Raw genomic sequence first — 15,374 nt, forward strand, 5'->3', positions numbered from 1 at the left:
CGGCCGCTGGCGCGTCCGCGTTCAATTCCGCGCGCCCATGAGGTGCTCCATCGCGAGCTGCTGCAGGCGGACGAAGCCGAAGCCCTTGCCGCCGAAGTACGCGTCGGCGTCGAAGTCCTCGTAGGCGGAACGGTCGGCGAGGAACGTGTCGTACGACTCGCCGTCGTTCAGCGTCGGCGTCGACAGCTCGCCGACCTTGGAGGCCTCGAGCGCTGCCTGCACCTCGGGGTCGGCACGGAACGCCTGCGCACGCTCCTTGAGGAGCAGGTACATGCGCATGTTGGCCGACGCGGAGTCCCAGACGCCGGTGATGTCCTCGGTGCGGCTCGGCTTGTAGTCGAAGTGGCGCGGGCCGTCGTACGCCGGGCCGCCCTGCGGGGCGCCGTGCTCGAGCAGGTCGACGAGCGAGAACGCGTTCTGCAGGTCGCCGTGACCGAACACCAGGTCCTGGTCGTACTTGATGCCGCGCTGACCGTTGAGGTCGATGTGGAAGAGCTTGCCCTGGTAGAGCGCCTGGGCGATACCGGCGGTGAAGTTCAGGCCCGCCATCTGCTCGTGGCCGACCTCGGGGTTGATGCCGAACAGCTCGGGGCGCTCGAGCGTCTCGGTGAAGGCGATCGCGTGGCCGAGGGTCGGCAGGAGGATGTCGCCGCGGGGCTCGTTCGGCTTCGGCTCGATGGCGAACCGGATGCCGTAGCCCTTGTCGGTGACGTACTGGGCGAGCAGGTTGACGGCCTCGCGGTAGCGCTCGAGCGCGGCCTGCACGTCCTTGGCGCTGTCGTACTCGGAGCCTTCGCGGCCACCCCACATCACGAACGTCGACGCGCCGAGCTCGGCGGCGAGGTCGATGTTGCGGAGCACCTTGCGGAGCGCGAAGCGGCGGACCTGCCGGTCGTTCGAGGTGAAGCCGCCGTCCTTGAAGACCGGGGCGGAGAACAGGTTCGTCGTGACCATCGGCACGACGAGCCCGGTCGACTCGAGCGCACCCTTGAGGCGGTCGATCTGGGTCTGGCGTTCGGCGTCGGTCGAACCGAACGCGAACAGGTCGTCGTCGTGGAAGGTCAGGCCGTAGGCCCCGAGCTCGTCGAGCTTCTCGACCGCCTCGACCACGTCGAGGGCGGGTCGGGTCGGCCCGCCGAAGGGGTCGGAGCCGTTGTAGCCGATGGTCCAGAGACCGAAGGAGAACTTGTCTGCACGGGTGGGCGTCGTTGCCATGGTGGTCACCGTTCGTCGTCGAAACAAAATGTTGCCGCGCCCAACATAAGCGGTAGTGTTGGCTGTGGCAAGCACGTGATCGCAAAGGAGCGAGCGGATGGCAAGTGAGTCGACGGTGCAGCAACGACTGCGGGTCGCGATGGTGGGGCACGGCTTCATGGGAGCCGCACACTCACAGGCGTGGCGGACCGCCCCCAGGTTCTTCGACCTCGGCACCGAGCCGGAGATGGCGGTGATCGTCGGGCGTGATCCCGAACGCACCGAGGCCGCTCGGCAGCAGTACGGCTGGCAGGCGGCGTCCACCGACTGGCGCGCCGTCGTGGCCGATCCGGACATCGACGTGGTCGACGTCGTGTCCCCGGGGTCCTCGCACGTCGAGATCGCGATCGCCGCGCTCCAGGCCGGCAAGCACGTCCTGTGCGAGAAGCCGCTCGCGAACACCGTCGCCGAGGCCGAGGCGATGACCGCCGCCGCCGACGCGGCCCGTGCACAGGGTGTCCGGGCGATGGTCGGGTTCAGCTACCGCCGGGTGCCGGCCATCGCGTTCGCGCGGCAGCTGGTGCAGGACGGCCGGATCGGCACCGTGCGTCAGGTCCGTGCGCTCTACCTGCAGGACTGGCTCGCCGACGCCGACGGCCCGATGACCTGGCGCCTCGACAAGTCGCTCGCCGGCTCGGGGGCGCTCGGGGACATCGGCGCGCACGCGATCGACCTGGTCGAGCACGTCACCGGCGCGTCGCTCGCCACCGTGTCCGGCACCCTCGAGACGTTCGTGACCGAGCGTCCGCTGATGGCCGAGGGGGTCGGGCTCTCCGGCACCGCGTCGAGCGAGCGCGGGCAGGTCACCGTCGACGACGCCGCGTTCTTCACGGCGCGGCTCGACGGCGGCGCGGCCGACGGTGCGATCGGCACGTTCGAGGCCACGCGCTACGCGACCGGGCGGAAGAACGGTCTGACGCTCGACATCAGCGGTTCCGAGGGCGCGATCCAGTTCGACCTCGAGGCGATGAACGAGCTCCGGCTGTACGAGTCGAACGCCCCGGCGGGGGAGCAGGGGTTCCGCCGCATCCTCGTCACCGAGCCCGAGCACGACTACATGGCCGCGTGGTGGCCGACCGGGCACCTCATCGGGTACGAGCACACCTTCAGTCACCAGGTGAAGGACTTCGTCGACGCGATCGTCGCCGGCACCGACCCGTCGCCCTCGTTCGCCGACGGCCTGCACGTACAGCGGGTCCTCGACGCGGTCGAACGCAGCGCCGCCGCCGGCAGCACCTGGACGGCGACCTCGTGAGCGCCGCCGAGCAGAGCCGCCAGGCGCTCGTCGTCCGCGGCGGGTGGGACGGCCACCAGCCCGTCGAGACCACCGACCTGTTCATCCCGTTCCTGCGCGAGAACGGGTTCGAGGTCCGGGTGTCGGACTCGACGGCCGTCTACGCCGACGCCGCCGTCATGGACGAGGTCGACCTGATCGTGCAGGTCGTCACGATGTCGACCATCGCCGACGACGAGTTCGCCGGGCTGCAGCGCGCGGTCCTGGGCGGCGCCGGACTGGCCGGCTGGCACGGCGGCATCGCGGACGCGTTCCGGAACACCGCCGACTACCTGCACATGATCGGCGGGCAGTTCGCGCACCACGCGGGCAAGCACCCCGACGAACGGGTCGGGGAGCAGTCGGACAACTACATCCCCTACACGGTGCACCTCACCGACCTCGGGCACGAACACCCGATCACGCAGGGCATCGAGGACTTCGACCTCGTCACCGAGCAGTACTGGGTGCTGTCCGACGAGTACAACGACGTCCTCGCGACCACCACCCAGGACGCGCGCGACTTCGACGCCTGGAACCGACCGGTCACCGCACCGGCGATCTGGACACGGCAGTGGGGCGAGGGCCGCGTGTTCGTCTCCGCACCAGGGCACCGCCTCGAGGTCGTCGAGTCGCAGCCACTCCGCACCATCATCGAACGGGGACTCCTGTGGGCAGCACGGTGAACGAAGGGGTGCTCCGCGTCGGTGTCGTCGGCGTCGGGGTCATCAGCCAGCAGTACTTCGAGCACTTCCCGGCGCTGCCCGGGCTGTCGCTCGTGGCGGTCGCCGACCTCGACGTCGCCCGTGCCCAGCAGGTCGGTGCGGCACAGGGTGTTCGCGGCACCACCGTCGAAGACCTGCTCGCCGCCGACGACGTCGACGTGGTGCTCAACCTGACGATCCCGGCCGCGCACGCCGACATCGCCACCCGGGCCCTCGCCGCCGGCAAGCACGTCTACGGCGAGAAGCCGCTCGCGATGTCCACCGCCGAGGCCGCACCGGTGCTCGAGGCCGCCCGAGCCGCCGGCCTGCGCGTCGGCAGCGCCCCGGACACCGTCCTCGGCACCGGCATCCAGACCGCACGGGCCGCCCTCGACGACGGCGCGATCGGCACCCCGGTCGGTGCCGCCGTCGCCTGGAGCGCCCCCGGGCACGAGCTCTGGCACCCCGCGCCGGCGTTCTACTACCAGCCGGGCGGCGGACCGCTCCTCGACATGGGGCCGTACTACCTGACCAGCCTCGTCACGTTCTTCGGGCCGGTCGTCCGGGTCAGCGGCAGTGCGACACGCTCCACCCGCGAACGGACGATCGCGACCGGACCGAACGCCGGCACGTCGATCCCGGTCGACATCGACACCCACGTCGTCGCGATCCTCGAGCACGAGGGCGGCGTGGTCTCCACCGTGACCGTCTCGTTCGAGGTCTGGGCCACGCGCGCCCCGCTGTTCGAGGTGTGCGGCACCGCCGGCACCCTGTCCGTCCCGGACCCGAACCGGTTCTCGGACACCGTGTCGATCGCCACCGCCGACGACCGCTCGTGGCGCGACCTGCCGGTCGCCGCCGGGTACGCCGACGCCGGCCGCGGCTACGGCCTCGCCGACATGGCCCACGCGATCGCGACGGACCGGCCGCACCGAGCCTCCGGTGACCTCGCGTTCCACGTGCTCGAGGTCATGGAGGCGGTCTCCGCCGCCGCCCGAGACCACTCGGTCGTCGACGTGCACTCGCGCGTCGAGCGACCCGCCACCGTCCCCGCCGGGTCCGCACCCGGATCCTGGTGACGGAACCCGACCACCGCGAAGAAGGACGACGACGATGACGACGACGGACGCGATCGACACGACGGAGACGACCCGGGCCTCCAGGCCGGTCACCCTGTTCACCGGACAGTGGGCCGACCTGCCCTTCGAGGAGGTCGCCCGGCTCGCCGGCGAGTGGGGCTACGACGGGCTGGAGATCGCCTGCTGGGGTGACCACCTGGACGTCCGGCGCGCCGCGACGGATCCCTCGTACGTCGCCGAGCGCAAGGCGATCCTGGAACGCAACGGGCTGCAGGTCTGGACGATCGCCAACCACCTGGTCGGCCAGGCCGTGTGCGACGACCCCATCGACCAGCGGCACGAGGACATCGTCCCGCCGCACGTGTGGGGCGACGGCGACCCCGAGGGCGTGCGGCAGCGTGCGGCCGAGGAGCTGCAGTGGACCGCCCGTGCCGCCGCGGCGCTCGGCGTGGACACCGTCACCGGCTTCTCCGGCTCGTCGATCTGGAAGACCGTCGCCGGGTTCCCGCCCGTGCCCCCGGGGATGATCGACGCCGGGTACCAGGACTTCCACGACCGCTGGTCACCGATCCTCGACGTCTTCGAGGAGGTCGGGGTCCGGTTCGCACTCGAGGTCCACCCGTCCGAGATCGCCTACGACTACTGGACCGCTGCGCGGACCCTCGAGGTGTTCCGCGACCGGCCGGCGTTCGGGTTCAACTTCGACCCGTCGCACTTCGTCTGGCAGGACCTCGACCCCGCGGCGTTCCTGCTCGACTTCGCCGACCGGGTGTACCACGTGCACTGCAAGGAGTCGGTGAAGCAGCTCGACGGGCGCAACGGTCGGCTGTCCTCGCACCTGCCGTGGGGCGACCCCCGGCGCGGGTGGGACTTCGTCACCGCCGGCCACGGGGACGTGCCGTGGGAGCGGGTGTTCCGCGTGCTGAACCACATCGGGTACACCGGACCGACCAGCGTCGAGTGGGAGGACGCCGGCATGGACCGGCTCGTCGGCGGGCCCGAGGCGCTGGCGTTCGTCCGGCAGCTCGGTACCATCGCGCCGCCGGACGCTTCGTTCGACGCCGCGTTCTCGCAGTCGCGCTGACCGGCCGACCACGACCGCACCCACCACCGAGGAGGACCCATGGCACGGCAGCCCACGGCGACGCCGGGCAACGCCGCGCGCGTCCTCCGGCTCGTCCACGAGGACGGCCCCGTCACCCGCGCCGAGCTCACCCGGCGCACCGGCCTGAACCGCTCGACGATCCTCGCGCTCGTCGGGGAACTCGTCGACGCCGGGCTCGTGCACGAGGAGACCCCCGCCGCGGGGACCCCCGGTGCCGGTGTCGGACGGCCGAGCGGGGTCGTCCGGGCGTCCGCCGACGTCCTCGCCGCCGCGGTCACGGTCGAGATCGACGCCGTCGGGGTCGCCCTCGTCGGCCTCGACGGCACCGTCCGCGACCGGCTGGTCGAGCCGCAGACCACCGTGCCGACCGCGGCGCAGGCGATCGACGCCGTCGCCCGGGTCCTCGCAGCACTGCTCGCCCGCACCGGACCGGCGGCCCGGATCGTCGGGGTCGGCGTCGCCGTGCCCGGCATCGTGCGGGTCGAGGACGGCACCGTGCGCGACGCCCCGCACCTCGGCTGGCGTGACGAACCCCTCGCCGCACCGCTCGCGGAACGCCTGGGGCTGCCGGTCCGGGCCGCGAACGACGCCAACCTCGGTGCCTGGGCGGAACGGCTGTACGGGAGCGCCCGCGGCGTCGACGACCTCGTCTACCTGAACGGTGGCGCGAGCGGCATCGGTGGCGGGATCGTCAGTGCCGGTCGACCCTTCAGCGGCGCCGACGGGTACGCGGGGGAACTCGGGCACACCTTCGTCGCGGCGAACGGGATCCGCTGCCACTGCGGTGCGGTCGGCTGCCTGGAGACCGAGGCCTCACGCTCCGCCCTCACCGCCGTCACCGGGAGCCCGCCGGACGACCTCGACGCGCTCGCCGCGGCGCTCGCCGAGGGCCGCCCCGAGGTCGAGCGGGTCGTCGACCGACAGGTCACCGCACTCGCGACCGCACTGCGGAACGCCATCCACACCGTCGACCCCGAGGTCGTGGTGCTCGGCGGGTTCCTCGGTGCACTGCTCGGGCACGTCGGCGACCGGGTCGAGACCGACGTCCGGGCGCAGACGATGGCCGCCATGACCGATCGGCTCCGGATCGTCCCGGCGGCACTCGGCCGCGACGTCCTGGTCCGTGGCGCCGCCGAGATCGGCTTCGCGGAGCTTCTGCGCGACGCCACGATGCCGGCGGCACCGGCACCGGCGACCATGTCCTCGGCGCCCGCAGCCGCCCCCTCCACCACCCTCACGTCCGGCCGCGACGACGCGACCGAGGAAGCGAGAACCGCATGACCTCCACCCAGCGCACCAGCGTCCTGCTCGGCACCCAGGACCTCACCGTCGAGGACCGCCCCGTCCCCGCCGTCGACCCCGGCGACGTGCTCGTCCGGGTCGCCGCCGTGGGTGTCTGCGGCTCCGACGTGCACTACTACCGCCACGGCCGCATCGGCGACTTCGTCGTCGAGGAGCCCCTCGTCCTCGGGCACGAGCTGTCCGGCACGATCGAGGCCGTCGGCGAGGGCGTCGACCCGTCCCGCGTGGGGGAGCGCGTGGCCATCGAGCCGCAGCGCCCCTGCCACCGCTGCGCGCAGTGCCTGGCCGGCCGCTACAACCTCTGCCCGCACATGCGCTTCTACGCGACGCCGCCGGTCGACGGGGCCTTCACCGAGTTCGTCACCATCGAGGCCGAGTTCGCGCACGTCCTGCCCGACGCCGTCTCGTTCGAGGCCGGCGCGCTCCTCGAGCCCCTGTCCGTCGGCATCGCCGCCGTCCGCAAGGCCGGCATCGTCCCCGGTTCGTCGGTGCTCATCGCCGGCGCGGGTCCCATCGGCATCATCTGCGCCCAGGTCGCGAAGGCCTTCGGTGCGTCGCGCATCGTCGTCAGCGACCTGGTGCCGGAGCGTCGTGCGCGGGCCCTGGAGTACGGCGCCACCGAGGTCGTCGACCCCACCGCCGTGTCCGTCGCGTCCGACATCGTCCCCGTCGACGCGTTCATCGACGCCAGCGGCGCACCCCGAGCGGTGTCGGACGGCATCAAGGCGGTCGGTCCGGCGGGTGCAGCGGTGCTGGTCGGGCTCGGCAACTCCGAGATGACACTGCCCGTCGAGCACATCCAGAACCTCGAGGTCACGGTCACCGGGATCTTCCGGTACACGAACACGTGGCCGGTCGCCATCGAGCTGGTCGCGTCCGGGCAGGTCGACCTCGACTCGCTCGTCACCGGTCGCTTCGGGCTGGACGACGTCCGCGAGGCCCTCGAGAGCGACACCGACCCGGAGTCGCTCAAGTCCGTCGTCTACCCCGGCGGCGTCCCCGCCTGAGCGAGCACGGTGCGGGCTTCGCCGGCCCGGGCCGCGTTGCGCGCCTGGTGCGGCGTTGCAGCCGGGCACGGTGCGTGGAAGCTCGCACCGGGTGAGGACGCACGCACGGTGCGGACTGGAGGCATGGGGCCGGGCCGCCCCGCGCCTCCCGTCCGGCACGGTGCACGGCTTGTCGGACGGTGCGGTGTCGGCCGCCTGGTGCGGCGTTGCAGCCGGGCACGGTGCGTGGAAGCTCGCACGGGGTGGCGACGCACGCACGGTGCGGACGGGAGGCGCGGGGCCAGGCCGCCCCGGTCCTCCCGTCCGGCACGGTGCACGGCCTGTCGGACGGTGCGGTGTCGGCCGCCTGGTGCGGCGTTGCAGCCGGGCACGGTGCGTGGAAGCTCGCACCGGGTGACGACGCACGCACGGTGCGGACTGGAGGCGCGGGGCCAGGGCCGCCCCGTGCCTCCCGTCCGGCACGTGACCCGGAACGGGGCCACCGCCGCGTCACCGGGACGCGCTACGGTTCGCGCATGACCGCTTCACCGGCCGCCGTCGTGCCGCAGCGCACCGACCGGCGCGCGCTCGTCTCCTGGGCGCTCTGGGACTGGGGTTCCGCCGCGTTCAACGCGGTCGTCACCACCTTCGTGTTCAGCACGTACCTGGCCAGCCGGGCGTTCGTGGACCCGGCGCTCGTCGGCGACACATCCGCGGCCGGCAAGGCGATCGTTGAACGCGAGCTCGCGCACAACGCGGCCGTCGTGTCCACCGCACTGACCATCGCGGGCATCGTCGTGGCCCTGGTGGCGCCGGCCATGGGGCGGCTCGCGGACTCGTCCGGACACCGCCGTCGGTCGGTCCTCATCGCCACGATCGGCGTCGCGCTGTCGATCGGGGGCATGGTCTTCGTCGCGCCGAGCCAGCCGTACCTGCTGCTCGGAGCGGCCCTGCTCGGCATCGGGACCGTCGCCTACGAGATCGCGAGCGTCGGCTACAACGCCATGATCGGGCAGGTCGCCTCCGGGGAACGCACCGGCCGCGTCTCCGCCATCGGCTGGGCGGCCGGGTACTTCGGCGGGATCGTGCTGCTCGTCCTGCTGCTCGTGCTCTGCATCCAGGACTTCCGGGGTGACGGGGTCGTCGGCGGGCTCCTGCAGTTGCCGGCCACCGTCGCCACCGGGCAGTGGGACGTCCGCGTCGCGATCGGCATCGCCGCCGTCTGGCTGGCCGTCAGCTCGATCCCGCTGTTCCTCACCGTGCCCGAGGCGGTGCCCGACCGCACCCGCGGCGGCGGCGTGTTCAGTGCCTACGCGGACCTCGGCCGGGACATCGCGCGGCTGTGGCGCGAGCGCCGCAACGTCCTCGCGTTCCTGCTCGCCAGCGCGGTGTTCCGCGACGGCGTCGGGGCCGTCTTCACGTTCGGCGGGATCGTCGCCGCGCAGGTGTTCGGGTTCACGCCGTCGCAGGTCATCCTGTTCGCCATCGCCGCGAACGTCGTGGCCGGCATCGCGACGTTCGTCTCCGGACGCCTCGACGACCGGTTCGGGTCGCGTGCGCTCATCATGGTCTCGCTCGTCGGTCTCGCCGTGTGCGGGGTCGGGGTCTTCGCCGCCGGCAACGAGACGCAGTGGTTCTGGGTGCTCGGGCTGACCCTCGCCGTGTTCGTCGGCCCGGTGCAGTCGTCGTCCCGCGCGTACCTGGCGCGGCTGACGACCCCCGGCCGCGAGGGCGAGCTCTTCGGCCTCTACGCCACCACCGGCCGGGCCGCGTCGTTCCTCGCGCCGGCGCTGTTCGGCGTCGCGGTGACCGTCGGTGGGTCGACCCGGTTCGGGATCCTCGGCGTGGTCGTCGTGCTCGTCGCCGGGCTGGTGCTGATGGCGTTCGTCAAGCGGGAACCGCAGGGCGCGCGGGCCTGATCCTCGGCGTGCGGGGTCTGCCAGAGCTCCCCGTCAGGCGGCCTGGAGGCGCGGTTCCCGTCCGTCCACAGGCTGCGGTTGTGCGCACGGTTCCGCACAGGGCCGTGGTCGCGTCGGGCGGCCCGGGCTGCGGTGCGCCAGGATGGGTGCATGACCGACCAGCGCATCGCCGTCGTCGTCCTCGCCGCCGGGCAGGGCACGCGCATGAAGTCGTCCACGCCCAAGGTGCTGCACCGGCTCGCCGGACTGCCGCTCATCGGGCACGTCCTGCGCACGGCGTCGTCGCTCAGCCCCGAGCACGTCGCCGTCGTCGTGCGGCACGAGCGTGACCTCGTCGCGGCCGAGGTCGTCGAGCGCGCCCCCGACGCGATCGTCGTCGACCAGGACGACGTCCCCGGCACCGGCCGTGCGGTCGAGGTCGCGGTCGAAGCACTGCCCGCCGACTTCGACGGCGCCGTCGTGGTGCTGTCCGGCGACGTCCCGCTGCTCGACGCCGCATCGCTCCGGCTCCTCGTCGACGCCCACGTCGGCGGCGGCAACGGCGCGACCTTCGTGAGTGCCATCGCCCCGGACCCGACCGGCCTCGGACGGATCGTGCGCGATGCCTCCGGTGCCTTCGTCAGCGTCGTCGAGCACAAGGACGCGACGGCCGAGCAGCTGACCATCACCGAGGCGAACGCGGGCATCTACGCGTTCGACGTGGCACGCCTCCGGGCGGCCCTGCCGTCGCTCACCACGGCGAACGCCCAGGGCGAGAAGTACATCACCGACGCTCCCGCGCTGATCAGCGAGCGCGGCGGGCGCATCGACGTGGTCACCCTGACCGACCCGTGGCTCGTCGCCGGCATCAACGACCGTGCCCAGCTCTCCGACGCCGCGCGGGAACTCAACGCCCGTATCGTCCGCCGCCACCAGCTCGCCGGCGTCACCGTGCAGGACCCCGCGTCCACCTGGATCGACCTCGACGTCACGATCGAGCCCGACACCGAGGTCCTGCCGGGCACCCAGCTCATCGGCGCCACCGCGATCGCCGCCGGCGCCGTCGTCGGGCCGGACACCACACTGCGCGACACCGAAGTCGGCGCGCGCGCCACCGTGAACCGCGTCGACGCCACCCTCGCCGTGATCGGGGACGGTGCCTCGGTGGGCCCGTTCGCCTACCTGCGGCCGGGCACGATCCTCGGTGACGACGGCAAGATCGGTACCTTCGTCGAGACGAAGAACGCCCGGATCGGCCGGGGCAGCAAGGTCCCGCACCTGTCCTACATCGGCGACGCCGAGGTGGGCGAGGACTCGAACATCGGCGCGAACACCATCACCGCGAACTACGACGGTGTGCACAAGCACCGCACCGAGGTCGGCTCGAACGTCCGTACAGGCTCGCACAACGTGTTCGTCGCCCCCGTTAGGATTGGTGACGGTGCGTACACCGGCGCCGGGACGACCGTCCGCAAGGACGTTCCGGCAGGATCGCTCGCGATCAGCTACGCCCCACAGCGCAACACCGACGGATGGGTCGAGGAACACCGACCCGGCACACCGGCGGCCGAGGCTGCTCGGCTCGCGAACGGCGAATAGATCCCGGCGACCACCCGTCGCCGACATCGACCCCTCGTGGGTCAGGGAGTGAGCACCGCACTTGTCCGGAATCAAGACAACCGGCCAGAAACGACTCGTCCTCGTCTCGGGGCGAGCACACCCGGCGCTCTCTGCCGAGATCGCGGAGGAGCTCGGGGTCGACCTCGTGCCGACCGATGCCCGGACCTTCGCGAACGGTGAGCTCTACGCCCGCTTCGACGAGTCGGTCCGTGGCTGCGACGCCTTCGTCATCCAGTCGCACACCGCGCCGATCAACGAGTGGCTCATGGAGCAGCTCATCATGGTCGACGCACTGAAGCGTGCCTCGGCGAAGCGCATCACGGTCGTGGCGCCGTTCTACCCGTACGCCCGTCAGGACAAGAAGGGCCGCGGCCGCGAGCCGATCTCGGCTCGCCTCGTCGCCGACCTGTTCAAGGCCGCCGGCGCGCACCGCATCATGAGCGTCGACCTGCACGCCGCGCAGATCCAGGGCTTCTTCGACGGCCCCGTCGACCACCTGTTCGCCATGCCGGTGCTGCTCGAGCGCTTCCGCCAGATCCTCGACCCGAAGACGCTCACCGTCGTGTCGCCCGACATGGGCCGCGTCCGTGTCGCCGACATCTGGTCCGAGAAGCTCGGCGCCCCGCTCGCCATCATCCACAAGCGCCGCGACCCGCTCGTGCCGAACCAGGTCTCGGTGCACGAGATCGTCGGAGACGTCAGCGGCCGCGTGTGCCTGCTCGTCGACGACCTCATCGACACCGGCCGCACGATCGCCAAGGCTGCCGAGGCGCTCAAGAACGCCGGCGCCACGGGTGTCGTCGTCGCCGCGACCCACGCCGTGTTCTCCGACCCGGCCACCGAGCTGCTGCAGAGCGAGTTCATCGACCGCGTGGTCGTGACGGACACCCTGCCCCTGCCGATGGACAAGCGCTGGGACCGCCTCGAGGTCCTGCCGATCGCCCCGCTCATCGCCCGTGCCATCCACGAGGTCTTCGACGACGGTTCCGTGACGTCGATGTTCGACGGCGCAGCGTAGCGGAGCCGTCGAACCATGGGCACAGCCGACGGCGCAGGACCATCTCCGCGACGTGACGTGTCCCGTTGCCCGTGGTGACCCATCCCGCGCGTGACGCCCTCGCGGCCCGGCTCCGGGCCGCGGGGAGCGTCTTCGCCGAGGACGAAGCCGACCTGTTGCTCGAGGCCGGTGACGGTGAGCCGGTGCGACTCCGGAGCCTCGTGCAGCGTCGGCTGGCCGGTGAGCCGCTCGAGTACGTGCTCGGCTGGGCCGCCTTCGACGGGCACCGTATCCGTGTGACGCCCGGCGTCTTCGTGCCGCGAGCCCGCACCACCGTCGTCGTCGAGCAGGCTGCGCGTCGGCTGCAGCGCTACGACCGCGTGGTCGACCTGTGCTGCGGCGCCGGCGCGATCTCGGTGGCCCTGTTCGGTCGGGTCGGCGCGCTCGACCTCGTCGCCACTGACATCGACCCCGACGCCGTCGACGTCGCAGCCGAGAACATCGGCGACCGCGGCATCGTCGTCGCCGGTGACCTGTTCGCGCCGCTGCCCGATCGGTTCCGCGGGGCCGTGGCGGTCATCGCGGTGAACGCCCCCTACGTGCCGACGGCCTCGATCGAACTCATGCCAGCCGAGGCCCGCGAGCACGAACACCGCGTCGCCCTCGACGGAGGTGCGGACGGCCTCGACCTGCACCGCCGGATCGCTGCGGGTGCGGGGGAGTGGCTCCGCCCCGGTGGTGCCGTGGTCATCGAGGTGTCCGAGGACCAGGCCGAGGCGTCCGCCGCTGCGTTCACGGCCGCCGGCTTCTCCGCCGTGGTCGAGCGGGACGCCGAGGTCGACGGCACCTGCGTCGTCGCGACCCTGCCCGCCTGACCCCGGTCTGCCCGCCTGACCCTGGTCTGCCTGGCCGTGGTGCCGAGTGGTCACGACATGCCGCTCAGGTTCGTCGAGGTGGCACGAAGTGTCGCCTGAGCGTTCGCGAACCGACGCTTTCTGCACCCCCGGCGTGACGCACGTGGCGTGTCGCGCGACCACGGCGAGGGGCGGGGCGGGGTGTCACCGGGCCTCCAGGCCGTCGGGTGAGCGGAGCGCGCCGGCGTCGAGTGGTCACGACATGCCGCTCAGGTTCGCCGAGGCGGCACGAAGTGTCGCCTGCGCGCCCACGAACCGACGCTTTCTGCGCCCCCGGCGTGACGCACGTGGCGTGTCGCGCGACCACGGCGAGGGGTGGGGCGGGCTGTCACCGGGCCTCCAGGACGTCGGGTGACCGAAGCGCGCCGGCGCCGAGCGGTCACGACATGCCGCTCAGGTCCACCGAGGTGACGCGAAGTGTCGCCTGCGCGCCCGCGGACCGGCGCTTTCTGCCACCTCGACGGCCGTCTGCGGGCGTGTCGCGGACCCGCTCCCGGGCAGTCAGCGCGCGTCGACCGTCACCGTGTGCCAGCCCGTCGCACCGTTGGGCGCCGGCGGCCGGTCCACGCTCGTCTGCACCTCGCCGTCCGCACTGGTCGCGCGCACCTCGATGCGGTGCGAGCCGGCGGTCGGCGTCCACCGCACCACCCACTGCCGCCAGGTGTCCGCGGAGACCGAGTCGGCGAGTTCGGCGCGCTGCCAGCCGCCGCCTCCGACGCGGACCTCGACGGCCTTCACGCCCTTGTGCGGCTGCCACGCGACCCCCGCGATCGCGACCGGCTTGCCCGCGGTCACGGTCGACCCGTTCCGCGGGGTGTCGATGCGGGACTCGAGCTTGACCGGGCCACGCTCCGACCAGCCACGCGGGGTCCAGTAGCCCTGCGCGTCGGCGAACCGGGTGACCTCGAGCTCGGTGACCCACTTCGTCGCCGAGACGTACCCGAACAGGCCCGGCACGACCATCCGCACCGGGAACCCGTGCTCGGTCGGCAGGGGCTCGCCGTTCATCCCGACCGCGAGCAGCGCCGCGGTGCCGTCGTCCTGCAGCACGTCGAGCGGGGTGCCGGCGGAGAACCCGTCGATGCTCCGTGAGAGCACCATGTCGGCGTCGCCCGTCGGACGCGCCCGGGCGAGGAGCTTCCGGATGGGGTAGCCCAGCCAGCGGGCCGTGCCGATGAGGTCACCGCCGACCTCGTTCGACACGCAGCTCAGGGTGGCCACGTGCTCCTCGAGGGGCAGCGCGAGCAGTTCGTCCCACGTCAGCGTGATCTCGTTCTCGACCGCGCCGTGGATGCGGAGCGACCAGTCGGCGGGGTCGACCTGCGGTACCCGCAGGGCCGTGTCGATCCGGTAGAAGTCGGCGTTCGACGTGATGTACGGGGTGATGCCGTCGACGTCGAGCGACGCACCCGCGGGGACCGCCGGTGCAGGGGTCGCCGCGGCGGGCAGCCGGATGGCCCGCCTGGCAGCAGCGGCCGCCTGCATCGCGGACGACCCCAGCCGGGAGGCGGTGCCCACCATGACCGCGACGGTCGCCGTCGCGACGCCCCAGACCAGGAACGTCCGCCGCTCCGTCGACGCCGGTCGCGGTGCCGCCGTCGGCACGGTCGCCGCGGCCTCCCACCGGCGCAGCCGCTGGAGCAGCAGGCGCAGGACGACCACCGCTGCCGCGATGCCGAGGACCGTCGGGGCGCCGTCGAGCGTCCCGCTGCCCGAGCGGGTGCTGACAGCCAGCAGCGCCAGCACGCCACCGGCGGCGAACACGAGGGCACCGAAGGGCGGTCGTGCACGTTCGAGGACACCGGCACCGGCACTGATCGCGATGACGATCACCGTCATGAGCACGAACAGGGCGACCTTGTCCCCGGTGCCGAACACGGCGACCATGAAGTCCTTCGCACCCGGGGGAGCGAGGTCGATGACGGCGGATCCGACGGCGACCAGGGGGCTGCCCGCTCCGCCGAGCAGCAGCGCGCCGAACTCGGCGACACCGAGGAACGCGGCGGCGGCCACGACGCCGACGATCGCGGCGATCAGCGTCCAACGTCGGGTCGAAGGGGCATCGGGCCCGCCCGGGCCGTCCGACGGACCCGCCGTCGGTCGACCGATCGGTTCGTCCGTCGTCTCGGTGGTCACCGCCCGAGCGTAGGTCGCCCGGCCGCTCGTGGGCTGTGTGTGCGGGCTTCCCCGCGCGTTCATCGGGTTCGGCCAGCAGGTGGCGCGCGGCTCGTGGGAGGATCGG

General features: G+C 72.5%; 12 protein-coding genes. 10 read left to right on the forward strand and 2 right to left on the reverse strand.

Annotated elements, in window-relative coordinates; genetic code table 11:
• Positions 1-21: 21 nt before the first annotated feature.
• Positions 22-1,215: a xylose isomerase gene (gene xylA / locus DEJ11_RS03815; protein ID WP_111033642.1), complete on the reverse strand. Its 1,194-nt coding sequence runs from the start codon at positions 1,213-1,215 to the stop codon at positions 22-24.
• Positions 1,216-1,312: 97 nt separating this feature from the next.
• Here xylA and DEJ11_RS03820 point away from each other — a divergent pair, with 97 nt between their 5' ends.
• The 10 genes from DEJ11_RS03820 to DEJ11_RS03865 all read left to right on the forward strand — a co-directional run bounded on the left by DEJ11_RS03820 (position 1,313) and on the right by DEJ11_RS03865 (position 13,093).
• Complete coding sequence (locus DEJ11_RS03820) at positions 1,313-2,509, forward strand: Gfo/Idh/MocA family protein (protein WP_258375481.1); 1,197 nt, start codon at positions 1,313-1,315, stop codon at positions 2,507-2,509.
• Entirely contained in the window at positions 2,506-3,213 is a 708-nt protein-coding gene (locus tag DEJ11_RS03825) for a ThuA domain-containing protein (RefSeq protein WP_111104206.1), read from the forward strand. Before DEJ11_RS03820 ends, DEJ11_RS03825 begins: the two co-directional genes overlap by 4 nt.
• A complete protein-coding gene (locus DEJ11_RS03830; protein WP_111104207.1) occupies positions 3,198-4,310 on the forward strand; it encodes a Gfo/Idh/MocA family protein in 1,113 nt (370 codons plus the stop codon). Before DEJ11_RS03825 ends, DEJ11_RS03830 begins: the two co-directional genes overlap by 16 nt.
• Positions 4,311-4,344: 34 nt before the next feature.
• Positions 4,345-5,394: a sugar phosphate isomerase/epimerase family protein gene (locus DEJ11_RS03835; protein WP_111104209.1), complete on the forward strand. Its 1,050-nt coding sequence runs from the start codon at positions 4,345-4,347 to the stop codon at positions 5,392-5,394.
• 39 nt (positions 5,395-5,433) lie between these two features.
• A complete protein-coding gene (locus DEJ11_RS03840) occupies positions 5,434-6,696 on the forward strand; it encodes an ROK family transcriptional regulator (RefSeq protein WP_111104216.1) in 1,263 nt (420 codons plus the stop codon).
• Positions 6,693-7,724 carry an NAD(P)-dependent alcohol dehydrogenase gene (locus DEJ11_RS03845; protein ID WP_111088870.1) on the forward strand — a complete coding sequence of 344 codons (1,032 nt, stop codon included), beginning with the start codon at positions 6,693-6,695 and terminating at the stop codon, positions 7,722-7,724. The genes DEJ11_RS03840 and DEJ11_RS03845 overlap by 4 nt, the downstream gene beginning before the upstream one ends.
• 515 nt (positions 7,725-8,239) lie before the next feature.
• Positions 8,240-9,622: an MFS transporter gene (locus DEJ11_RS03850; RefSeq protein ID WP_111101087.1), complete on the forward strand. Its 1,383-nt coding sequence runs from the start codon at positions 8,240-8,242 to the stop codon at positions 9,620-9,622.
• Between the two features lie 150 nt (positions 9,623-9,772).
• Positions 9,773-11,200: a bifunctional UDP-N-acetylglucosamine diphosphorylase/glucosamine-1-phosphate N-acetyltransferase GlmU gene (gene glmU, locus DEJ11_RS03855; protein WP_111104218.1), complete on the forward strand. Its 1,428-nt coding sequence runs from the start codon at positions 9,773-9,775 to the stop codon at positions 11,198-11,200.
• Between the two features lie 61 nt (positions 11,201-11,261).
• Positions 11,262-12,239, forward strand: a complete 978-nt coding sequence (locus DEJ11_RS03860) for a ribose-phosphate diphosphokinase (RefSeq protein WP_027464468.1) — start codon at positions 11,262-11,264, stop codon at positions 12,237-12,239.
• 74 nt (positions 12,240-12,313) lie between these two features.
• Positions 12,314-13,093 carry a putative protein N(5)-glutamine methyltransferase gene (locus tag DEJ11_RS03865; protein WP_349775175.1) on the forward strand — a complete coding sequence of 260 codons (780 nt, stop codon included), beginning with the start codon at positions 12,314-12,316 and terminating at the stop codon, positions 13,091-13,093.
• Between the two features lie 540 nt (positions 13,094-13,633).
• Here the strand turns inward: DEJ11_RS03865 and DEJ11_RS03870 are convergent.
• Positions 13,634-15,268: a molybdopterin-dependent oxidoreductase gene (locus tag DEJ11_RS03870; protein ID WP_111104222.1), complete on the reverse strand. Its 1,635-nt coding sequence runs from the start codon at positions 15,266-15,268 to the stop codon at positions 13,634-13,636.
• Positions 15,269-15,374 lie beyond the last annotated feature (106 nt).

Origin of the sequence: Curtobacterium sp. MCLR17_058, assembly GCF_003234705.2 — a bacterium.
Classification (GTDB): Bacteria; Actinomycetota; Actinomycetes; order Actinomycetales; family Microbacteriaceae; genus Curtobacterium; species Curtobacterium flaccumfaciens.